22 protein-coding genes are annotated in these 21,556 nt (G+C 68.1%); 15 read left to right on the top strand and 7 right to left on the bottom strand.

Annotated features, from left to right (window positions below):
• Window positions 1–6 precede the first annotated feature (6 nt).
• Together ACZ50J_RS10890 and ACZ50J_RS10885 are read left to right on the top strand one after the other, a co-directional pair.
• A complete protein-coding gene (locus tag ACZ50J_RS10890) occupies window positions 7–1,053 on the top strand; it encodes an FKBP-type peptidyl-prolyl cis-trans isomerase (protein WP_464301295.1) in 1,047 nt (348 codons plus the stop codon).
• A 34-nt stretch (window positions 1,054–1,087) separates the two neighbouring features.
• Window positions 1,088–1,504, top strand: a complete 417-nt coding sequence (locus ACZ50J_RS10885) for an FKBP-type peptidyl-prolyl cis-trans isomerase (RefSeq protein WP_464301294.1) — start codon at window positions 1,088–1,090, stop codon at window positions 1,502–1,504.
• 63 nt (window positions 1,505–1,567) lie between these two features.
• Here the strand turns inward: ACZ50J_RS10885 and ACZ50J_RS10880 are convergent, their stop codons facing one another.
• Window positions 1,568–2,404, bottom strand: a complete 837-nt coding sequence (locus ACZ50J_RS10880) for a MarR family winged helix-turn-helix transcriptional regulator (protein ID WP_464301293.1) — start codon at window positions 2,402–2,404, stop codon at window positions 1,568–1,570.
• A 114-nt stretch (window positions 2,405–2,518) separates the two neighbouring features.
• Between ACZ50J_RS10880 and ACZ50J_RS10875 the strand changes: the two genes are divergently transcribed.
• The 8 genes from ACZ50J_RS10875 to ACZ50J_RS10840 all read left to right on the top strand — a co-directional run bounded on the left by ACZ50J_RS10875 (window position 2,519) and on the right by ACZ50J_RS10840 (window position 10,663).
• Window positions 2,519–3,523 (top strand): cation diffusion facilitator family transporter, encoded by a 1,005-nt coding sequence (locus ACZ50J_RS10875; protein ID WP_464301292.1) that lies wholly within the window; start codon window positions 2,519–2,521, stop codon window positions 3,521–3,523.
• Between the two features lie 41 nt (window positions 3,524–3,564).
• The gene (locus tag ACZ50J_RS10870) at window positions 3,565–4,551 is read left to right on the top strand and encodes a helix-turn-helix transcriptional regulator (protein WP_464301291.1); all 987 of its coding nucleotides are present in this window, start codon (window positions 3,565–3,567) and stop codon (window positions 4,549–4,551) included.
• Complete coding sequence (locus tag ACZ50J_RS10865) at window positions 4,551–5,516, top strand: helix-turn-helix transcriptional regulator (protein WP_464301290.1); 966 nt, start codon at window positions 4,551–4,553, stop codon at window positions 5,514–5,516. The genes ACZ50J_RS10870 and ACZ50J_RS10865 overlap by 1 nt, the downstream gene beginning before the upstream one ends.
• Window positions 5,513–5,836 carry a hypothetical protein gene (locus ACZ50J_RS10860; RefSeq protein WP_464301289.1) on the top strand — a complete coding sequence of 108 codons (324 nt, stop codon included), beginning with the start codon at window positions 5,513–5,515 and terminating at the stop codon, window positions 5,834–5,836. Before ACZ50J_RS10865 ends, ACZ50J_RS10860 begins: the two co-directional genes overlap by 4 nt.
• A gap of 52 nt (window positions 5,837–5,888) precedes the next feature.
• Window positions 5,889–6,320: a Sec-independent protein translocase subunit TatA gene (tatA, locus tag ACZ50J_RS10855; RefSeq protein WP_464301288.1), complete on the top strand. Its 432-nt coding sequence runs from the start codon at window positions 5,889–5,891 to the stop codon at window positions 6,318–6,320.
• An 83-nt stretch (window positions 6,321–6,403) separates the two neighbouring features.
• Entirely contained in the window at window positions 6,404–7,228 is an 825-nt protein-coding gene (gene tatC / locus ACZ50J_RS10850) for a twin-arginine translocase subunit TatC (RefSeq protein ID WP_464301287.1), read from the top strand.
• 26 nt (window positions 7,229–7,254) lie between these two features.
• The gene (locus ACZ50J_RS10845; protein ID WP_464301286.1) at window positions 7,255–10,053 is read left to right on the top strand and encodes a DEAD/DEAH box helicase; all 2,799 of its coding nucleotides are present in this window, start codon (window positions 7,255–7,257) and stop codon (window positions 10,051–10,053) included.
• Between the two features lie 61 nt (window positions 10,054–10,114).
• Window positions 10,115–10,663, top strand: coding sequence for a PH domain-containing protein (locus tag ACZ50J_RS10840; protein ID WP_464301285.1), 549 nt, complete (start codon window positions 10,115–10,117; stop codon window positions 10,661–10,663).
• 18 nt (window positions 10,664–10,681) lie between these two features.
• On the opposite strand, the gene ACZ50J_RS10835 is transcribed toward ACZ50J_RS10840, so the two are convergent.
• A complete protein-coding gene (locus ACZ50J_RS10835; RefSeq protein ID WP_464301284.1) occupies window positions 10,682–11,611 on the bottom strand; it encodes a 5'-3' exonuclease in 930 nt (309 codons plus the stop codon).
• A 33-nt stretch (window positions 11,612–11,644) separates the two neighbouring features.
• Here ACZ50J_RS10835 and ACZ50J_RS10830 point away from each other — a divergent pair, with 33 nt between their 5' ends.
• Window positions 11,645–12,088, top strand: coding sequence for an Lrp/AsnC family transcriptional regulator (locus ACZ50J_RS10830; protein ID WP_464301283.1), 444 nt, complete (start codon window positions 11,645–11,647; stop codon window positions 12,086–12,088).
• 14 nt (window positions 12,089–12,102) lie between these two features.
• Here ACZ50J_RS10830 and ybaK read toward each other — a convergent pair whose 3' ends face one another.
• Window positions 12,103–12,609 (bottom strand): Cys-tRNA(Pro) deacylase, encoded by a 507-nt coding sequence (ybaK, locus tag ACZ50J_RS10825; RefSeq protein WP_464301282.1) that lies wholly within the window; start codon window positions 12,607–12,609, stop codon window positions 12,103–12,105.
• 391 nt (window positions 12,610–13,000) lie between these two features.
• On the opposite strand from ybaK, the gene lnt reads away from it, so the two are divergent.
• From lnt to ACZ50J_RS10810, 3 genes are read left to right on the top strand one after another with little or no spacing between them, the layout of a single operon-like run.
• Window positions 13,001–14,596: an apolipoprotein N-acyltransferase gene (gene lnt / locus ACZ50J_RS10820; RefSeq protein WP_464301281.1), complete on the top strand. Its 1,596-nt coding sequence runs from the start codon at window positions 13,001–13,003 to the stop codon at window positions 14,594–14,596.
• Complete coding sequence (locus ACZ50J_RS10815; RefSeq protein ID WP_464301280.1) at window positions 14,589–15,380, top strand: polyprenol monophosphomannose synthase; 792 nt, start codon at window positions 14,589–14,591, stop codon at window positions 15,378–15,380. The genes lnt and ACZ50J_RS10815 overlap by 8 nt, the downstream gene beginning before the upstream one ends.
• Window positions 15,377–15,877, top strand: coding sequence for an FxsA family protein (locus ACZ50J_RS10810; protein WP_464301279.1), 501 nt, complete (start codon window positions 15,377–15,379; stop codon window positions 15,875–15,877). The genes ACZ50J_RS10815 and ACZ50J_RS10810 overlap by 4 nt, the downstream gene beginning before the upstream one ends.
• Before the next feature lie 78 nt (window positions 15,878–15,955).
• Here ACZ50J_RS10810 and ACZ50J_RS10805 read toward each other — a convergent pair whose 3' ends face one another.
• The 4 genes from ACZ50J_RS10805 to ACZ50J_RS10790 form a co-directional block, all read right to left on the bottom strand.
• Complete coding sequence (locus ACZ50J_RS10805) at window positions 15,956–16,318, bottom strand: RNA polymerase-binding protein RbpA (protein WP_464301278.1); 363 nt, start codon at window positions 16,316–16,318, stop codon at window positions 15,956–15,958.
• Window positions 16,319–16,627: 309 nt separating this feature from the next.
• Entirely contained in the window at window positions 16,628–18,004 is a 1,377-nt protein-coding gene (locus ACZ50J_RS10800; protein WP_464301277.1) for an MFS transporter, read from the bottom strand.
• 85 nt (window positions 18,005–18,089) lie between these two features.
• Entirely contained in the window at window positions 18,090–19,544 is a 1,455-nt protein-coding gene (locus ACZ50J_RS10795; RefSeq protein ID WP_464301276.1) for an FAD-binding oxidoreductase, read from the bottom strand.
• 38 nt (window positions 19,545–19,582) lie between these two features.
• Window positions 19,583–20,272 carry a DsbA family oxidoreductase gene (locus tag ACZ50J_RS10790; RefSeq protein WP_464301275.1) on the bottom strand — a complete coding sequence of 230 codons (690 nt, stop codon included), beginning with the start codon at window positions 20,270–20,272 and terminating at the stop codon, window positions 19,583–19,585.
• Window positions 20,273–20,322: 50 nt separating this feature from the next.
• Here ACZ50J_RS10790 and ACZ50J_RS10785 point away from each other — a divergent pair, with 50 nt between their 5' ends.
• The gene (locus ACZ50J_RS10785) at window positions 20,323–21,426 is read left to right on the top strand and encodes a DNA glycosylase AlkZ-like family protein (RefSeq protein ID WP_464301274.1); all 1,104 of its coding nucleotides are present in this window, start codon (window positions 20,323–20,325) and stop codon (window positions 21,424–21,426) included.
• Window positions 21,427–21,556: the final 130 nt, after the last annotated feature.

The raw sequence follows: 21,556 nt of genomic DNA, 5'->3' as shown, positions 1-21,556 counted from the left end.
TTCGACGTGCGCCGTATCCCGATCCGCCTGCTTGCCGCCGGCACCCTGCCCGTCCTGTTGCTCGCCGGTTGTGGCAGCAGCTCCTCCAACGGCAGCGGTTCGTCGTCGTCGAAGGCCGGTTCGTCCTCGAAGGCATCCGCCAGCAGCTCGACATCGCAGCCGCCATACACCGTGGCCGCGAAGGACGTCTCGCCGATCAGTGCCGTGAAGGTCAGCACGCCCAAGGGCAAGAGCCCGGCGATCACGCTGGGCAAGAAGCCGTTCCAGGTCAACGAGACGACCGTGGCCGTGAAGTCGCAGGGCACCGGCGCCGCTGTGAAGGACACCGACCTGGCCAACGTCAGCTACGTCGCCGTCGACGGCCGCACCGGCAAGACCCTCGCCGACACCTTCGCCAACCCTGCCGGCCCGATGTATCTCAAGGACCCCTCGCAGTTCCCGGGTCTGGTGAAGGCCGTCAAGGGCAAGAAGGTCGGCACCACCGAGACGATCGCCATCCCGCCGAAGGAGGCCTTCGGTTCCGAGGGCAACTCCCAGCTCAGTGTCACGCGCAAGGATTCGATCGTCTTCTACCTGAAGATCAACAGCGCCCGCCCGAACATCGCGACCGGCAGCACGGTCGCACCCAAGTCCGGTATGCCGACCGTGAAGTGGAACGGCACCACCAAGCCGGCCACGATCACCGCGCCGAATACCGCCGCCCCCAAGAAGCTGGAGTCGGCGAACCTGATCAACGGCAACGGCCCGACGGTCAAGAAGGGTCAGACCCTGACCGCGCTCTACACCGGCGTCATCTGGACCAAGGGCAAGGCGGGCAAGGTCTTCGACTCCACCGGCAACACCGGTCGTTACGGCGTCCCGGCCAGCTTCCCGATCGGCGAGGGCAAGGTCATCCCGGGTTGGGACAAGGTGCTCGTCGGCAAGAAGGTCGGCGACCGCGTGCTGCTGGTCATTCCGCCGTCGGACGGTTACGGCAAGACCGGAAACCCGCAGGGTGGCATCAAGGGCACCGACACCCTGGTTTTCGTCGTCGACATCGTCGACGCCAGCTGACCCGTCCCGACACCACACACGAAGCGAGGAAGCCATGCCTTTCGACCCCAACACCACCAAGCCGGAGATCGACTTCCCGGGCGCGGAGCCGCCGACCGAGCTGGTCAGCGAGGACATCACTCTCGGTGACGGCGCCGAGGCACAGGCCGGCGACCAGATCCAGGCGCACTACGTGGGCGTCGCCTGGTCCTCCGGCGAGGAGTTCGACGCGTCCTGGAACCGCGGCGCACCGCTGGACTTCCAGATCGGCGTCGGCCAGGTCATCCCGGGCTGGGACCAGGGCATCCTGGGCATGAAGGCCGGCGGACGGCGCAAGCTGACCATCCCGCCGCACCTGGCGTATGGCGAGCAGGGCACCGGCGGTGCGATCGGCCCGAACGAGACGCTGATCTTCGTCGTCGACCTGGTCTCGACCAAGAAGCCCGGAGCCGGCAGCGCCTTCGGTCTCTGACCGCTGTTGCGTCGCAAGGCCCCTGTCTATCAATCGATCGACAGGGGCCTTCGTCGTTACCGTCTACAGCGCGGCGGCGATCGGCTCGAGACCGGCGATCAGTTCATCGAGTTCGGCGGCAGTCAGCACGTCGTATGCCGGTGCCGCCAGCTCGTCTGTGAGGTCCTCGACACGCTGCCGCAGCGAGCGACCGGCGTCGGTGAAACGCTCGTCCGCGGTGACCAGACCACGGTCCTGCAGGCCACCGATCACCGCGTCCAGCCGGCTCGGCGCAAGGTGATGGATCCGGCCGAACTCCCGTGGCGGCATTCCCATGCCGATCGCCAGCAGCACGTGCGCCTCGGTGCCGCCGATCCCGTGGGCGAGCAGCGCGGCGTTGTGTCCGTCGCCGCGGTGTTCGCGCAACAGTGTCGCCGCGTGCCAGATCCGGGCCATCAGGTCTTCCTCGGGTGCGGGCAGCGTGCGCAGCCCGGCATACAGGGCGCGACCCTCGGTCGGTGCGCTGTATGCCGCCCGGGTGGCGAGGTCCGCGATCCGGGCGAGGCCGGGGGAGTCCGCGAGTGCACCGATCGCCTGCCGCAGAGCCGCGGCGCTGCCGCGTTCCCGGATGGCGATCGCCTTGGCCGGCGTCACCTTGCCCCACACCCACGGGATGTGCCGGGCCACCTCGCCCTCGGCGAAGTTGTAGAACACCGCATCGACGACCTCCGCCGGCGCCAACCCGAGGGGTGCCGCCCGGCCGGCGAAGTAGCCGTCCCAGTAGTTGCGCATGCCGACGGCCAGGAAGTGCTCGTTCGTGACCTCCGAGAACGTCACGCAGCCGATCGGCTCGACCAGGTCGGCCATCCGGTGGATCCGTGTCTGCGGGTGTGACTGCGGGTGTGCGGGTGAATCGGACATCGCGTGCCATCTCCTCTGCCGGTGACTGCGCCCTCCGTGGCGTCGTCTCACTCTTGCGACGAACAGGGCCGCGTGGATACGACAACACCGGTCCGATCTGTAGCGTGACCGGCTATGGGCGCCCCACACGTACCGGACGAGTTCAACGTCGGCATCAGGACCGAGGAGGACGGCGGGGGAGAGAGCACCCTGACCGTGATCATCGCGTTGGTCGCCAACACCCTGGTCGCGATCGCGAAGACCATCGCCGCCGTCATCACGGCATCCGCGTCGCTGGTGGCGGAGGCCGCGCATTCATGGGCCGATGCCGGCAACGAGATCTTCCTGCTGCTCGCCGACAAGCGCTCGCGCAAGGAGGCCGACCCACGACACCCGATCGGCTACGGCCGGGAGGCCTACGTGTGGTCGCTCTTCGCGGCGCTGGGGCTCTTCGTGGCGGGTGCCGCCGTGTCGATCTGGCACGGCATACAGGAGTTGATCCATCCGGAGGCTGCCAGCGACTACCTGATCGGGTACATCGTGCTGGCGATCGCCTTCGTCCTGGAGGGCATCTCGTTCCTGCAGTCCGTCCGGCAGGCGCGGCGGGAGGCGACGCACTACGACCGGGAGGTGCTGGAGCATGTGCTGGCCACCTCGGATCCGACACTGCGCGCGGTGTTCGCCGAGGACGCGGCGGCCCTCATCGGTCTCGTGCTCGCCGGCGGCGGACTCGGTCTGCACCAGATCACCGGTTCACCCACGCCAGACTCGATCGGCTCGATCCTCGTCGGCTGCGTGCTAGGTGTCGTGGCCGTCATCCTGATCCGGCGCAATGTCGGTTTCCTGGTCGGCGAAGAGGTGTCGCCCGAGGTACGTCGTGCGGCGTTGCGTGCGCTGCTGGCCCTGCCGGAAGTCGCCCGTGTGACCTACCTGCGGCTGGAGTTCGTCGGGCCTCGGCGCGTCTACCTGGTCGGCGACGTCGACCTGACCGGCGATCGTGCGGAGCACATCGTCGCGGAGCGGTTGCGTGCGCTCGAGGCCAAGGTCAGTGCGAGTCCGGCGGTCGCCGGCACGGTGCTCAGCCTGTCCGCCGAGGACGAGCCGTCGCTGTCCGTCGACGACCCGGCGCCGAGGGTATGACGTGTCGTACATCCGTCCGGACATGAGATAGCGTTTCGTCCATGGCTTCTCCGTCACCCGCCGCCAAGACCGAGCGGTTGCTCAATCTGGTGATCTGCCTGCTCTACACCCGACAACCGCTGGCCAAGACACGCATCCGCGACGCCGTCCCGCAGTATGGCGAGGCCGCCTCCGACGAGGCATTTGACCGGATGTTCGAGCGCGACAAGGACGAGCTGCGCGAGCTCGGCATACCGCTGCGGATGGAGCCGCTCGACGCCTTCTTCGACGACGAGACCGGCTACCGGATCGACCGCCGCGAATACGCCCTGCCGGAGCTGAGCTTCGAGCCGGACGAGTTCGCCGTGCTCGGCCTGGCGAGTCGGACCTGGCAGCAGGCCAGCCTCGCCGGGGCGGCGGCGACGGCGTTGCGCAAGCTCGAGGCGGCCGAGGTCGAGCGCGACGTCAACTCGCTGGTCGGACTCGAACCGCGCGTCAGCACCACCGAGCCGGCATTCAACACCGTCAAGGACGCGGTCCTGCGCCGTCAGGCGATCACCTTCGCCTACCGCAAGGCGGGCGGCGACTCGGCTCCGCGCCGGTTGCAGCCGTGGGGCGTAGCGAACTGGCACGGGCGTTGGTACGTCACGGGATTCGACCTCGACCGGGAGGCGCCGCGCGTCTTCCGGCTCGGTCGGATCGATGGCGCGGTCAAACGGGCCGGAAAACCCGGTGCGTATGACGTCCCGGCCGATCACGACCCCGTCGCGATGATCGACGGCACCGAGAGCACGCCGCCGGCCGAGGCGGTCGTTGTCGTGCAGGAGGGCGCCGGCAACACGCTGCGCCGCCGAGCCAAACGGGCCGATCCGGACGATGCCGGCACCCGCCTCGTGCTCGACTTCACCGACCCCGGTGCGTTCGCGGACGAGATCGCCGGCTTCGGCCCAGCGGTTCGTGTCGTGTCACCGCCCGAGCTGGTCGACCAGGTCGTATGCCGCCTGCAGGGCGCGCTCGACCGCAACACCGACCGGAACGGAGACGTCTGATGGCAACTCCCGAGAGCGCGACGGCTCGGCTGAGCCGGCTGCTGACGATGGTGCCGTGGCTGGTCAACCGCCAGGGCATCGACATCGCCGAGGCGGCACAGGAGCTGGGCGTCACGACCGAGCAGGTGGAGGCCGACCTGGCGCTGCTCTTCGTCTGCGGCACCCCTGGCCACATGCCTGACGACCTCATCGAGGCCGAGTGGGAGGAGGGGCGGGTCTTCCTGCGCAATGCGGAGACGATCGCGCGGCCCCTGCGGCTCGGCCTGGACGAAGCCACCGCGCTGATCGTCGGCCTGCGGACGCTCGCGGCGGTGCCCGGCCTGGGCGAGCGGGACGCGGTCGACCGCGCACTTGCCAAACTCGTCGAGGCGGCCGGCGACTCCGGCGCAGCCAGCGACCGGGTCCGCATCGCGCTGGAGTCCGAGGTGCCGTCCGACACGCTGACCACCATGCGAGCAGCAGTCGCCGGCCACAAGCGCCTGCACCTGCGCTACGTCGTTCCGTCGCGTGACGAGACGACCGAGCGGGACGTCGACCCGATGCGGGTCGTGTCCCTGGACGGCAACTGGTACCTCGAGGGTTGGTGCCACCGGGCCAACGACGTGCGCCTGTTCCGGCTCGACCGGGTCGCCTCGGTCGAGATCCTCGACGTCGACGGCACACCGCCGACCGAGGCCCGGCCGCGGGACCTCGGATCGGGGCTGTTCACGCCGGGTCCGGACGATCTGACGGCCGTCGTGGAGTTGTCGCCGGACGCGGCATGGGTGGTCGACTACTACCCGGTCGACACCGTCGAGCGCGGAGCGGACGGTGTGCTCACCGCGACCTTCCGCACGGCCGATCTGCGGTGGTTGCGCCAGCTGATGTGGCGGTTGGGGGAGTCGGCCCGGGTGCTCGAGCCGGATTCGTTGCGCGCAGAGATCGCCGACGGAGCACGAGCGGCCCTGGCGGCATACCGGCCGTGACCTGGTGGCAATGGGTGCTGCTCTGGTTCCTGCTCGCCGTTCTCGGCACCGCGTATGTCGGCTGGCGGCTCTGGCGGCTCTGGGCGCCGCTGAAGCTACTCGGCGCCGAGCTGGCGTTCGCGCAGGAACAACTGGCGGCCGTCGAAGCCAGGATCGGCGAACTCGACGAGCAATTGCGCAGTGTCGATGACCTTGCGGTGCTGCAGGATCCGGCAGAATTGCGACGGCACCGATCGAATCTCAAGATGCAGCAGCGCACGCAGCGAGCCGCTCGCCGCAAGTCGCGCCGCCCGGAGTGGGCGCATCACGTAGAGTGGTGATGACGGTGCGGAACGCCGCTTGTTCGCGCACTCAAACTTTCAGGAGCTAGTTATGTTTCGTGGAGCCCTAGAGCCGTGGCACCTCCTCATCCTCGTGCTCATCGTGGTCATCCTCTTCGGCTGGAAGAAGCTGCCCGACGCAGCCCGCAGCCTGGGCCGTTCGGCGCGCATCCTCAAGAGTGAACTCGGCGACGACGACCACAAGAGCGCCGCGTCCGGTCAGACCGTGCCCGGCCAGACCCAGCAGCAGCCCGGAGCTGCCCCCGGTGAGGCACCGATGCCCGGTGCATCCGGTTACCCGCAGCAGGGCCAGCAGGCCGCTCCGCAGCAGCCCCAGCAGGGTTACCAGCAGCCGGGTTACCAGCAGCCGCAGCCCGGCCAGCCGGGCTACCAGCCGCAGCAGCAGGCCCAGCCGCAGGCACAGCAGCAGCAGGCACCCGCGGGATACCCGCAGCAGGGCAACAACCCGGGCACCGGCAACTGATCACCGTCCCGTAGGGACCTTCTGCGCAGGACGACACACCACATATGGCCCTATTGCGGCGTAAGGACAATCCGGAAGGCCGGATGTCCCTCGGCGAACACTTCCGCGAGTTCCGTCGACGTGCCCTGATCGCGGCGATCGCCATTGTCATCGGTGCGATCCTCGGCTGGATCGTCTACGACCAGCACATCACGTTGTTCGGCTATCGATTCGGCACGCTCGTCGACTTCATCCAGCATCCGCTGGCCGAGGTGCACAAGAAACACCCGAACGCCGGCGACCTGAACTACAGCGCCAACGGCGTATCCGAGGCCTTCAGCCTCAAGTTGAAGGTTTCCTTGTGGTTCGGTGTCATCATCGCCAGCCCGATCTGGCTGTGGCAGTTGTGGGGGTTCCTCGCTCCCGGGCTGACGAAGAAGGAGAAGCGGGTCTCCCGCGGCTTCCTCGCGGTGTCGGTGCCGCTGTTCCTGCTCGGCTGCTGGGCCTCGACGCTCGCCCTGCCGAATGCCATCGAGTTCCTGCTCGGCACCACACCGCAGACCGACCGCAGCGCGAACTTCACCGATGCACAGAAGTACTACACCTTCATCATCAAGTTCGTCCTGGTCTTCGGGCTGGCGTTCCTGTTGCCGGTCTTCCTCACCGGCCTGAACATGATCCGGATCCTGCCGGGGCGCATCATGCTGAAGGGCTGGCGAGTCGCTGTGATGGCGATGGCCGTCTTCTCCGCGATGATGAGCCCGTCGCCGGATGCCTGGTCGATGCTGGCGCTGATGGTGCCGATGATCGTCCTCTACTTCGCTGCCGTGGGTATCGGCTTCTTCCTCGACGCCCGTCGTGCGAAGCGCGCCGACAAGGCCCGCTCCGAATGGCTCGACGTGCCGGACGACGAAAAGTCCGAGCTCTAGCAGGTCGGGGGAAGTAGCCTTCCGACATGCCGGAATCCGTGGAACGTCAGGAGAATTCCACCGCCCAGCGGGGCTTCGACTCGACGCACTTCAGCCGGTTCGCAGCCGGGTACGACTTTCCGTTCGATGACTTCCAGCGTCTCGGGATCGAGGCGGTGCAGTCCGGTCGCAGCGTGCTGGTCGCGGCGCCGACCGGGTCGGGCAAGACGATCGTCGGTGAGTTCGCGGCATACCTCGCGTTACACACCGGCCGCAAGACGTTCTACACGACGCCGATCAAGGCGCTGTCCAACCAGAAGTACGCCGACCTAGCAGCGCGGCACGGCGCCGAGAACGTCGGCCTGCTGACCGGCGACTCATCGATCAACGGCGAGGCACCGATCGTGGTGATGACCACCGAGGTGCTGCGCAACATGATCTACGCCGGTTCGGCGACACTCGGTCGGCTCGGGTTCGTCGTCATGGACGAGGTGCACTATCTGGCGGACCGCTTCCGGGGCGCGGTCTGGGAGGAAGTCATCGTCATGCTGGCGCCCTCGGTCCAGCTGATCTCGCTGTCCGCCACGGTCAGCAATGCCGAGGAGTTCGGCGACTGGCTGCGCGAGGTGCGCGGTGACACCGAGGTCATCGTCGAGGAACATCGGCCGGTGCCGTTGTGGCAGCAGATGATGGTCGGTCCCTCGCTGATGGACCTGTTCGTCGACGACGGCCGCGAGAAGCTGCGCATCAATCCGCATCTGCTGCAACGCATCGAGCAGTTCGACCGGGAGCGCCGCGACCAGCGCCACGGGCGGCGGGAGGACGCCGGAGCACCCCGCGGTCGCCGCGGACGCCCTCGCGGCGGCTCACCGCAGGGTCCGGTGCGCAGTGGCCGACCGAGTCGCGGACCGAGCCGCCCCCAAGTGATCGAGGCGCTCGATCACGACGGCCTGCTGCCGGCCATCACCTTCATCTTCAGCCGGGCCGGTTGCGAGGGTGCCGTCGCCCAACTGCTCGCCTGGGGCACCAAACTCATTCCGGAGAAGGCCGGCGCACGAGTACGCCGGCTGGTCGAGGAACGGGTCGCCGGCCTGCCCGAGGACGATCTGGCGGTGCTCGGCTACTACGACTTCGTCGAAGGTCTGAGCCGCGGTTTCGCCGCGCACCACGCCGGCATGCTGCCGATCTTCCGGGAGATCGTCGAGGAGCTCTTCACCGACGGCACGATCAAGGCGGTGTTCGCGACCGAGACGCTCGCGCTCGGCATCAACATGCCGGCACGCACCGTCGTCATCGAGCGGCTGGTCAAATACAACGGCGAGACGCACGCCGACATCACCCCGGCCGAATACACCCAGCTCACCGGTCGCGCCGGTCGGCGTGGCATCGACTACGAGGGGCACGCGGTCGTTCTCTGGGGCCCCGGCGTCGATCCGCACGAGGTCGGTGGACTGGCATCGACGCGGACCTACCCGTTGCGCTCCTCGTTCGTGCCGACGTCCAACATGGCGGTCAACCTGGTCGACAAGGTGGGCCGGTGGCGGGCCGGTCAGGTGCTCGAGCAGTCGTTCGCGCAGTTCCAGGCCGACCGTTCCGTCGTCGGCACCGCTCGCGCCATACATCGCAATGAGGAGGCGCTCGAGGGGTATGCCGAGGCGATGCGGTGCCACCTGGGCGACTTCGCCGAATACGCCGCATTGCGAAGGGAACTCACCGATCTGCAGAAGTCCGCTGCGAAACAGCGCTCGGCCAGCCGACGCGCAGCGACCGCGGTCTCGCTGGAGCAGCTGGAGCCGGGTGACATCATCCGTGTCCCGGAGGGCCGACGGGCCGGCTACGCCGTCGTGGTCCCGTCGGGGCGCGGCAAGCGTGGTGGGGTCGAGTCGCCGTCCATCATCAACGGCGACGGGCAGCTCCGTCGGCTCAGTGACACCGACGTCACCGACGTGGTGGAGCCGGTCAACCGGATCCCGGTGCCGCGCAACTTCCAGAGCCGGTCACCCAGGGCTCGCCGCGACCTCGCAGCCTCGATGCGCAACAGGTTGCGTGAGCAGCCGCCACCGAGCCCGGCCGAGCTGCGTGCAGCCGCGGTGGCGGAGCAGGAGTCGTCGACCGCGGAGGTCGAGCGGGTGCAGGCGGCCTTGAAGGCGCACCCGTGCGACGACTGTCCCTACCGCGAGCAGCACGCGCGGTGGGCCGAGCGCTGGTGGAAGCTGCGTCGGGAGACCGATGGACTGCAGCGCCAGGTGGACCGCCGGACCCACTCCGTCGCGCGCACCTTCGACCGCATCTGTGACCTGCTGGCCGAACTCGGCTACCTCGACCAGGACGGTGCGACCGTCACCGACCGCGGCCGGGTGCTGCAGCGGATCTACACGGAGAAGGACCTGCTGGCCGCCGAATGCCTCGAGCACGACGTATGGCGCAGGCTCGACGCGCCCTCACTGGCAGCAGTGGTGTGCGCCCTCGTCTACGAGGCGCGTCGCGAGGCATCCGGCGACGAGGTGCGGATTCCCGGCGAGCAGACCCGGGACGCACTGGCCGAGATGGTCACCATCACCCGTGGTCTGCAGGACTCTCAGCGCCGACTCGGCCTGACACCGATGGGCGACATCGACCCCGGTATGACGTGGGTGATGCATCGGTGGGCGAGCGGCGGCCGACTGGAAACAGTGCTGCGGGACAGCGAGATGTCCGCAGGCGACTTCGTGCGGCGCTGCAAGCAGGTGGTCGACCTACTGGACCAGATCGCCGAAGCGACCCCGCACGACGGAGTGCGCCGGACCGCCCGCACCGCGATCGAGAAGGTGATGCGCGGCGTCGTCGCCGCGGACCGTCTCGACTGACACGCGGCAACGCCGCATGCAATCGGGTGCCGCCGCGCTGCGGCATGGCAGGATGCGTCCCATGGCGTTCTCGGCAAAGCACCTCGCACGTGGCGAGCAGATCGACCTCGAGTTGCGGACTCACATCAAGGAGATCTTCTTCCCCTTGGTGATCGGGGTGGTGACCGTCGTCGTCGCACTGGCCGCCTCCATCTGGATCAGCGACAAGGGCTGGTCGGGCTGGGCGACGCTCGCCGTGTGGATCGTCGCGTTGCTCATCCTCTGCGTCTTCGTGCTGGTGCCGGTGCTGCGCTGGCTGACGACCATCTACGTCATCACCAACCGTCGGTTGATCACTCGCCGCGGCATCATCAACAAGTCCGGCCGCGACATCCCGCTCTACCGGATCAACGACGTGTCCTACGAAAAGTCTTTGCTGGACCGCATTTTCGGCTGTGGCACGCTGATCATCAGTGACGCCAGCGAGCAGCGCGGTGTGCCGCTGCACGACGTTCCGCACGTGGAGGACGTCCAGGTCCGCCTGAACGAACTGCTCTACCACCAGGACGACGGTGGCGACGACGACGGCACCTTCCCGCCGAACGACCCCCGCAACCCGCGCCGCCAGTAGCCGGAGCGGACCGGCCGGTCAGGCGAGCCGCAACGCCTTCAACAACCTCGCCACCGGCGTGGTGAGGTCGTGTTGTTCGGTCAGCTCGCGGAGCCGGCCCGGGTTGGCGACCTGCTGGGGGAGTGCAGCGTCCAATCCTGTTGGCAGCGTGATGTTCTTGACGACCTCGACGACCGCCGGTGCGGCGTCGAGGTAGTCCCCGGCCGCCTCCAGTCGCTTCCGCTGAGCGCCCTTCAGCAGCGGGTCCCCATCGGCGATCGCGGCACGCAGTGTGGCCAGGTCGCCATACCGATTGATGAGCGTGGCCGCCGTCTTCTCACCGATGCCGGTCACCCCGGGCAGCCCGTCGCTCGAATCACCGCGCAGCACAGCCATGTCCGCGTATGCCGCTCCCGTGGCGACGGCGTACTTGCGTTCCAGGAACGCCTGGTCGATCACATCCGGGTCGCGGACCCCGCCTCGCGCGGTGTAGAGGACCCGGACGCTCTGAGCGTCGTCGACCAGCTGGAAGAGATCCCGATCACCGGTGACGACATCCACCTGGGCACGGCCGTGCGCGCCGACGGCGAGCGTGCCGATCACGTCGTCCGCCTCGTACCCGTCGATGCCGAGGCGCGTGATCCCCACTGCAGCAAGGACATCCACGATCACCGGCACCTGCGGCGTGAGGTCGTCCGGTGACTCCTCGACGCCGTTGGTGCCCTCCACCATCCGGTGCGTCTTGTATGACGGGATCGCCTCGACCCGGAAGGCCGGCCGCCAGTCGTTGTCCCAGCAGGCCACCAGCTCGGTGGGTGCATGGTCGGTGACGAGCGTTGCCAGCATGTCTACGAAGCCGCGGATCGCGTTGTTGGGCATGGCGTCCGGCGTCGCACGCCGGTCCGGCACCCCGTAGAAGGCTCGGAAATAGAGGCTTGCGGAGTCCAACAGCATCAGGCGAGGTTGCATCGGTACATCGTGTCAGAGCTTTAGAGTGCGGGCATGGAAGAACTCGACCGGCAGATCGCCCGCCTGCTGTCCGAGGACGGGCGGCTGAGCTACACCGACCTGGGCAAGGCCACCGGCCTGTCGACCTCCGCGGTCCACCAGCGCGTGCGCCGACTGGAGGAACGTGGGGTGATCCGCGGCTACCGCGCCGTCATCGATCACGAGGCTGCCGGCATACCGATGACGGCGCTGATCTCGGTCACGCCGTTCGACCCGTCTGCGCCGGACGACATACCCGATCGACTGCGGCACCTGCCCGCGATCGAGTCCTGCTTCTCGGTCGCCGGAGGGGAGAACTACGTGCTCAAGGTCCGCGTCGCCAGCCCCGGTGCACTGGAGACGCTGCTGGCCGAGATCCGTTCTGCCGCAAGCGTGACCACCCGGACCACGGTGGTGCTCAGCACCCCGTGGGAGGACCGGTCGCCGTTGACGGACTGAGCTGCGTCGCTCGGTCAGCGGGCGATGTCGGCGACCAGCGCACCGGTGATCGCCACCAGATCTTCGGGGGACAGCTCGAGGTCGAGTCCGCGTCGTCCGCCGCTGACGAAGATCGCCGGCTGCGCCTCGGCGGATCTGTCGAGCACGGTCCTCAACGCGCGCTTCTGACCGACGGGGCTGATGCCGCCGACCAGATACCCGGAACTGCGCTCGGCGTCCGCGGCGGCGGCCAACGTGGCTCGCTTGCAGCCGGCCTCTCGGGCGAGCGCCTTGAGGTCCAGCTGGCGATCGACGGGAACGATGGCCACGACCAGCCCCTTGTCGACCGGCCGATCCGTCTGTGCAACAAGGGTTTTGAAGACTTGCGACGGTGCGACGTCCAGCGCGGCTGCGGCTTCCAGGCCGTAGGACTCCGCGCCCTGGTCGTGCTCGAACTCGTGCGCGGTGAAGTCGATGCCGGCACGACGCAAGGCGAGCGTCGCGGGCGTTCCGGCAGTCGATGAGCGACGAGGAGATGACACCGGTACATCATGTCGTGCGGCGTGTTGCGCGCGACACGCCGGGTATTCCAGAAGAAATTCAGGTCAACGAAACTGCGCTGACCTGCGCAAACGCGCGTTTGTGCAGGTCAGCGCACTGTTGACACCGACTGACGCACCGGTAAATTCATTCCCAACGTTCGGGGCACGCCATGGCGGATTCACGAACACACAAGGTGCCGTAGATGGGCCCCTCGTCTAGTAGAAAACGTGCACGCTGTGGGCGACCCGCGTGTATTGGTCCCAACGACGAGTGGCCCGTCTGCGAGCCTTTCTCCCTTCCTCTTCTCTACACCTCCGCTCCGACCTCGACGAGCGGAGGTGGTTCACCGTTGGTCCGTACCTTTCGGGAGTGCCCGGTTAGGCTTGGTCGGTGATCTCCCGCCTTGCCCTTGCCGTCGCGGGCGGGCTGTGCATCTGGCTGTCCTTCCCCGGTCCTGCCATCTGGCCCGCCGCCATCGTCGGCGTCGCCCTGCTTGCGTTGGCCACCAAGGGAACTCGGGCCCGCACCGGTTTCCTGCTCGGTCTCGTCGGCGGCTTCGCCTGCATGGGTCCGACCCTGCACTGGGCGGGCACCTACGTCGGCGCCGTGCCATGGCTCGCGTTGTCCATCACCGAGTCGGTCTACCTCGCTCTGATGGGTATGGCGTGCTCCCTGGTGCAGTCCGCCCGTCGCTGGGAGAGGCTGCCGATGTGGCTGTCCCCGGCCGACGGACCGCACGTGCGCCCGGTGGCGATCGCGCTGCTCTGGGTGCTGCAGGAGGCGGTGCGCGACTCGATGCCGTTCGGCGGCTTCCCGTGGGCGCGGTTGGCCTGGTCGACGGCGGGTTCGCCGCTGGCGCACCTCGCGTCGATCTTCGGCGCACCCGGGCTGACCTTCGTCGTCGCCCTGCTCGGCGGCTGGCTTGCACTGACCATCGACCGGGTTCGGCGGGGTATGCCGCCGGCGCGCGCCATCCTTCCTCGGTTGTGGCCGCTCGTCGCCGGAGTCGCAGTGCTCGCCGTCGCCGTCGTCTATCCGACACCGACCGGTGGCAAGAAGATGCAGGTCCTCGCCATCCAGGGGAACGTCCCGACCGCGGGCCTGGAGTTCAACGCCCAGCGGCGCGCCGTTCTGGACAACCATGTCAAGGTCACCGATGCGGCCGCCCGCAAGATCAAGGCAGGCACCATGGCGAAGCCGGCACTGGTGATCTGGCCGGAGAACTCCTCGGACATCGATCCGACCCGCAATACGGACGCGGGCACCGAGATCGTCCGGACTGTCGACGGCATCGGGGTGCCACTCATCGTCGGTGCGGTGCTCAACGAGCCGGCACCGAAGACGAGCAACACCTCGCTGCTCTACGTGCCGGACAAGGGCATCGTGGATCGTTACGTCAAGCAGCACCCGGTGCCGTTCGCCGAATACATGCCCTACCGCTCGTTCTTCCGGAAGTTCTCCTCGGCAGTCGACCTCGCCGGCAACTTCGCCGCGGGCCACAAGACCGGACTCTTCCGGGTGCCGACCAAGACCAACGGTGTCGTCAAGGTCGCGCCGGTGATCTGCTTCGAGGTCGCCTACGACTCGCTCACCCGTAAGCCGGTGCGTGACGGCGCGCAGATCCTGACGGTGCAGACGAACAACGCGACCTTCGGGCACACGGCGGAGTCCGAGCAGCAATTGGCGATCTCCCGGATCCGCGCCATCGAGCTGGGCCGGTCGATCGTGCACATCTCGACGGTGGGGGTCAGTGGCCTCATCACGCCGGACGGCGCGGTCCACGACAAGTCGAGTCTGTTCACGCCGAAGGCGCTCGACGGCGCCTTGCCGCTGCGTTCGGGGGAGACCCTCGCCGTGCGGCTCGGCTCCTTGCCGGAATGGCTCGGCTGCGGGGCCGCCTTGCTACTCTGCGGGATCGCCCTGGGTGGCAACCGTTCCGCCCGCCGCCGTACGTCGAGCCCTGAGGAAGTCCACGAGCTTGTCTGATCACGACGTCCCGAAGCCTGCTTCGTCCAAGATCCTGGTGCTCGTGCCGACATACAACGAGCGCGAAAACCTGCCGTTGATCATCCGGCGCATCCGGGCGAGCGTGCCCGACGCGAACGTGCTGGTGCTGGAAGACAATTCACCCGACGGCACGGGCGCCGTCGCCGACGAGCTGGCGGCCGCCGACGACCGGGTCGAGGTCATGCACCGCGCGGGTAAGGAGGGGCTCGGCAAGGCCTACCTCGCCGGTTTCGCCCGAGGACTCGAGCAGGGTTACGACCTGCTCGTCGAGATCGATGCCGACGGATCGCATCCGCCCGAGCGGTTGCCCGCCATGCTCCAGGCTGCGCGCGACGCCGACGTCGTGATCGGGTCGCGATGGATCCGTGGCGGGAAGGTCGTCAACTGGCCGCTGCACCGCAAGGCGCTCAGTGTCGGCGGCAACATCTACGTCAAGACCCTGCTCGGTATGCCGGTGAACGACGCCACCGCCGGGTTCCGGGTCTATCGGGCCGACGCGCTGCGGACCATCGGGCTGGACGGTGTCGATTCCTACGGGTACTGCTTCCAGGCCGACCTGACCTGGCGGGCGATCCGGGCCGGGCTGCGCGTCGTCGAGGTGCCGATCACCTTCGTCGAGCGCGAGATCGGCCAGTCCAAGATGAATCCGGACATCGCGCGGGAGTCATTGCGCAACATCAGCCGGTGGGGTTGGGAGTACCGACGCGGTCAGATTCGTTCTCTTGGTGAGCGCATCGTTCACCGACCGAAGGACCCCGCATGAGCACCACCCCGTCCCGCGCACCGTTCTGGGCGCGCCTGCTGTTCGCCGTCGCCCTGTGCATGCCGATCATCGAGGTGGTCGTCATCGTGCTGGTGTGGCACGTCATCGGCTGGTGGACGCTGCTCGCCCTGGCCGCGTGCTTCTGCCTGGGGCTGGTCGTCATCAAACGCGCCTCGGTGGGCGCGGCCCGGGAGATGCGCAGTGCGATGGCCGAACGCCGGCCGCCGGCTCGCGAGGTCGCCGATGCCCCGCAGGCATTGGTCGGCGGGGTGCTGTTGCTGATTCCGGGCTTCGTGACGTCGCTGCTCGGCATCATCCTGATCCTGCCGGGCATGCGTTCGGTCTCTCGACGGCTCATGCAGGTGTTCATCGGCCGCCGCGTCGGCGCCGGCGGACTGCAGGTCGTCGACTACACGGCGACCCGGACCCGTGTGCGGCCGGACGACCCCGAGGTGATCGACGGCGAGATCATCGACGAGGACGGCAAGAGCCGCTGACGGCATACTTTCGAATCCACGCGCAACAGAAGGAGCCGACCGGATGATCCGGTCGGCTCCTTCTGTTGTATGTCGCGCTCAGGCGGAGCGCTTGCGGCGCGGCTTCTCACCACGCGACGCGCGCAGCAGCGTCAGCCGCTCCTGCAACAGCTCCTCCAGCTCCGGGATGGAGCGACGCTCGAGCAGCATGTCCCAGTGGGTGCGCACCGGCTTGACCGGCTTGCGCTCCGGCTCCGGGCCGTCCTGCAGCTTGGCCTCCTGGCCACAGGTGCCGCACTCCCACAGGCCGGGCACATCGGCCTCGACCGAGAAGGGCAGTTCGCTGACGTGACCCTGCTCGCACACGTAGCGCACGATCTGGCGCTCACTGAACGCGATGTTGTCCTCGGTCTCCAAGGACAGGGTGCTGAGGTTGGTGCCTCGCAACGAACGCTCTGCCATGTCCACTCACTTCTCTCTCGTATCGGGCCCACCGAAAACCTGCCCCCCACGGGTCGGTCCGGTCTCGGCGATCTATGTCGTGCAACGGTCGGTGGAGCCGGGATGTTCCCGAGCAATCAGTGCTCAGAACACCCGGTCACGCGACGATCCGCAACGGGATCCACACAAGCAAAGACGCCGTAGCCTCGCAAAAGGTTGCTGATAATACGTCTTTGGCCGCGCCAGTATGCCGTAAACGCCCAGAAAAGTCGCATCGAGCGTGATCCGATCGTTATCCGAGCGGTCGGTCCGGACGGTCCGGAGGCCTGATCAGACGATCTGCGGCGGGGTGTTGCCGGCGTCGATGATGCCCTCACGGACGCGGACTCCGCGCAACAGGACGGCGCCGACACCGAAGAAGATGATCAGCGCGACGATCGAGTAGCGGTAGTCCCGGAACCACTGGAAGACCAGTCCGAAGACCAGGGTGCCCAGCCAGCTGGTGCCACGTTCCATCGCCTGGTAGAGGCTGAAGAATTCCGACTCGCGGCCGGTAGGGATCAGCCCGCTGTACAGCGACCGGGACAGCGACTGGCTGCCGCCCAGGACCAGGCCGATGGCGCACGCGACCAGCAACCACAGGACGAGGTTCTTCTCCGGCAGGGCGCAGGCCGCGCAGACCACGACCGTCCAGATGAAGAGGCTGGAGTAGATCATCCGGTGCGCGCCGTGCCGGGCGGCCAAGCGAGCGAACGCCAGCGCACCGAAGAACGCGACGAACTGCACCAGCAGGATGGTCACCACCAGTTCGCTCTCGCTGAACTTCAGTTGCTTGCTGCCGTAGAGGCTGGCGGCGGCGATGACGGTCTGCATGCCGTCGTTGTAGAAGAGATAGGCGAGCAGGAAGCGTTTGGTCTGTGGGTAGTCCCGCAGAGATGCGAACGTCGTCCGCAGTTGTCGGAAGCCACCCATCCGGTCACGCGGTGTCGGCCGGTCCATCGTGGCGAGCGCGCGCAGGCCGCGCAGCGGGATGATCGCGAACAGCGCCCACCAGGCGCCCGCGACCAGGAACGCGACGCGGACCGCGCCGGCCTTGTCGAGGCCGAACGCGTCGTGGGTGACCAGCAGAACCAGGGTTGCTGCCAACAGGGAGCCGCCGCCGAGGTAGCCGTAGGCCCAACCACGCGCGGACACGTAGTCGCGGTCGTCGGGTGGGGTGATCCGCACCATGATCGCCGAGTAGACGATGAGGGCGGCGCCGAGGCCGAGGTTCGCGACGATCGCCAGGACGACGCCGAGCTGCCAGTTCGTGCCGCCGATCAGGACCATGGCACCGGCGGCGACGGCGCCGACATACGTGAACGCCGCCAGGTAGCGCAGCGGATGCTGCGACCGGTCGACGATCGCACCGATGAACACGAGCACCACGGCCGAGATGACGGTCGACGCGGTCAGGACGTAAGGGACCAGCGAGCCCGGCGCGATGCCGATGCCCAACACGTCCAGGTTGTTGTTGCACGCCTTGTCCGAGGACTGTCCCGGGCAGGCCACCTTGTTCGCGATCGAGGTCAGGTATGGCGCGAAGAGCACCGCCGCCGTGACGGTCACGTACGACGCCGCGGCCCAGTCGTACCAGTACCAACTGCGTTGCAGCCGTTGCTGCTCCGGACTGGACACGTGCGCAATGGGCGTCCGCAGCAGAGTCACGCGCGACACTGTGGCACATCGCCGCGGGCGGTGTGCGGCGATCGGGCAGCGGGCCGCCGTTCCGTTATCTCACGGAGTCGCCCGCTCACACGTGGAGGCCGCTGTGCAACCGCCGCTTCGGGTCGTAGCGCTGCCGGATCTGGGTCAGGCGCGGGAGACTGCCGGCGAAATAGCGGCTCGCGGACTGCCCCGGCTCGAGATAGTTGACATAGCCGCCGGAGGAGAAGGCGGCCACCTGCCGGTGCGCCTGCGCGATCCAATCGTGGGCCGACGCATACGTGCCGCCGCCGACGTACCACTGCACCGAGGCGACGTGGTCACGCCAGGGGAAGGCGGTGTCCGTGCGTTTCGGATCGGACACCGCTCCGGTCAGGGGATCGAGCAGCGCGCTGCCGGTGCGGCCGGCGCGGGAGCGGTCCGTGACGGCACGCGCGATGGCGCTCGCGGTCCGTGTGTCGAGCTTCGCCAGCACGTCGGAGCCGGCGGTGAAGCTCTGCCGCGCCGACGTGGTGCCGCCCCCGAGGTAGGTGGTCGCGCCCAGGTAGCTGAGTCGCCGGTAGTCGGTCGCCGTGGGGGAGACCCCGACGGCGTGGGCCAGCGAAGTCGCGGCTGCGCGCTCGTCGCCGGCGGTCGTGACGCCGACGATGCTGACGTGCAATCCGCCGTGGCCGGTGGCGTCGACGTGGACGCCGGCCCAGCGGGAGCGTCCGGTGCTGCCGATCCAGCGGGCCCATCCGGTCATCACCGGAACGGCGGCGCCGCCGGCGAAGGTGAGGGTGAAGATGCCCAGGTCGTGGGTCGCATGGGTGGCGAAACGCAGTGATGTGACGACGCCGATGTTGCCACCGCCGCCACCGCGCAGCGCCCAGAAGATGTCACTGTGCTGCTTGCTGTCGGCCGTGATCAGAGAGCCGTCCGGCAGGACGAGTTTGGCCTCGGTCAGTCGATCCGCGGTGAGGCCGTGCGCACGCGACTCGACTCCGAGACCGCCGCCGAGGGTGAGACCGGCAGCCCCGACCGTCGGGCAGGTCCCGGTGGGGATGGTGCGGCCGTACGACGCGAGATGCGCCTTCACGTCATACAGCGAAGCGCCGGAGGCGACGTCGACGGTGTGGGTGTGTGCGTCATACGTGATGGAGCGCAGCGCGCGCATGTCGAGGACCAGAGTGCCGTTGGCGGCCGAGGCACCGACGTAGGAGTGCCCGCCGCCGCGTGGGGTCACCTGCAGGTTGAACCGCTGGGCGAACTTCATCGCCGTGGCGATGTCGGCGGCGCGCTGCACGACCATCACTGCCGCCGGCTTGTTCGCGTCGAAGCGGGTGTCGAACACGAGTTTGGCGCGTCCGTATGCCGCGGAACCGGGCAGGTCCACCGGGCCCTTCACGCTGCGAGCGAACGAAATCCAGTCGTGCGTCGTCGGTTTCGCGGTGGCCTCGGCCAGCAGTTGCTTCGCGGCGGCCTGCCGTTTGCATCCGGTCAGGGCGGTCACGGCGCTGCCGGCGGTCAGCGCCAGGACACCCCGCCGGGTCGTTGTCGTCATACCCGATAGGACGCCGCAGAACGGGATTCAGTTGGGCGTCAGCAGCCGTCAGGTCCGCAGGTGGCGCCTTCGGCGACCTGCATCGTCAGCGGGTGCTGCGCCTGCCAGGCTTGCTCGAGCGCCGCGGTGAACGTGGCGGCCGGTTGCGCTCCGGAGACACCGAACTTCTCGTCGATCACGAAGAAGGGCACGCCCTGTATGCCGTATGCACGCGCTTGGGCGAAGTCGTGCTCGACCTCTGCGTGCACCTCCGGGTCGTCCAACGCTGCGCGGACCTCGGTCGCGTCCAGGCCGTGCCGCCCGCCGATCTCGACGAGTGCGGCCGGGTCGCCGATGTCGACTCCGTGCTCGAAGTGCGCGGACAGCAGCGCCTCCTTGACCGCATCGGCGACGCCGTGGCGGGCGGCCAGGTGCAGCAGGTGGTGGCCGCGCATGCTGTTGGCGACGACGAGCTTGTCGAAGTCGTAGTGCAGTCCCTCGCCGGCCGCCTGCTGCGCGACGTGAGCGAACATCTGCCGGACCTGCTCGCGCGGCATACCCTTGCGCTCGGCCAGGTAGTCCAGCTCCGTGCCGTCATAGTGCTCGGGCAGTGTGGGATCCAACTGGTAGCTGTGCCAGGTGATTTCGACGTCATCGGCGTGCGCGAAATCGCGCAGGCCGGCTTCGAACCGCCGCTTGCCGATGAAACACCACGGGCATGCGATGTCGGACCAGATGTCAACCTTCATGTATGTCGCAACGGGGTTTCACCCGCCGACATTCCGTTAGCGTTCGGGAGATGACCGCCGTGCACCGACTGAGCCGCGCCGACGCCCGACGCATCGCCGTGCGCGCGCAGTTGCTTGCCATGCCCAGGCCGACGGCGCTGGTGGACGCCGTGCGTGGACTCGGGTCGGTGCAGGTCGACCTGACGGCGGCCGTCGCGCCGAGTCCGGAGTTGGTGTGCTGGAGCCGGTTGGGCAAGGGATACCGCCTCGGCGGGCTCGACGATCTCTTCGAGGCACGGGAGGTGGTGGAGCTCCGCGGTCGGGTGCTGGCGGCCGACGACATACGCCTGTACCGCGCCGAGATGGCCGAGTGGGGTGAGCATCCGCGGGTCGAGTGGCAGGAGTTCAGCGCGGAGTGGGTGCAGGCGAACGACCTGTGTCGCCGGGACGTCCTGGACCGGCTGGCGGAGGAGGCCCCGTTGCCGGCCGCCGCGTTCGAGGACACCTGTGAGGTGGCGTGGCGGTCGAGCGGTTGGACGAACAACCAGAACGTCGTGCGCCTGATCGACTTCATGGAGAGCAGGGGAGAGGTGGCGGTTGCCGCCCGTGGCGAACGCGGTGAGCGGCTGTGGGATCTCGCCGAGCGGGTCTATCCCGAGACCGATGTCGTCCCGATCGAGGAGGCGCTGCGCTCCCGTGCCGAGCGGCAGTTGGCGGCGCTCGGGCTCATGCGGCCGAAGGTGTATGACGCGGCCGGCATCAACCGCTCCGAGATCGAACCGCCCGGCGAGCCGGCCGTCGTCGAGGGCGTGCACGGCAAGTGGTGCGTCGATCCGGAGCAGCTGGACCGGTCCTTCCGCGGCCGCACCGTCCTGCTGTCACCCTTGGACCAGCTGATCTTCGACCGCAAGCGGATGGCCGAACTCTTCGAGTTCGACTATCAGCTGGAGATGTACAAGCCGAAGGCGAAGCGGCGCTGGGGCTATTACGCGCTGCCGATCCTGCATGGCGACCGACTGGTCGGGAAGGTCGATGCCGCCGCGGACCGTGACCGCGGCCGGCTGGTGGTGCACGCCATACACGAGGACGAACCGTTCTCCCGCACGCTGCGCAGTGCCGTGGATCGCGAAATCGCCTCTCTGGCAACCCTGTTGGGAGTGCGCGAGAGTCGATGACGGCCGCCCGAGCGAACTCCTGCGGGCTGGTCGGTGGATCGGACCGTCGTCGAAGTCTCCTGGTGTCACACTGAATCGATACGCTTTTATACGGTTTCGACGAACCGTATAAATCCTCGGAGGCAGAGGC

This window comes from Flexivirga sp. G2 (assembly GCF_055397625.1).
This window is presented reverse-complemented; position numbering and strand designations above follow the sequence as displayed.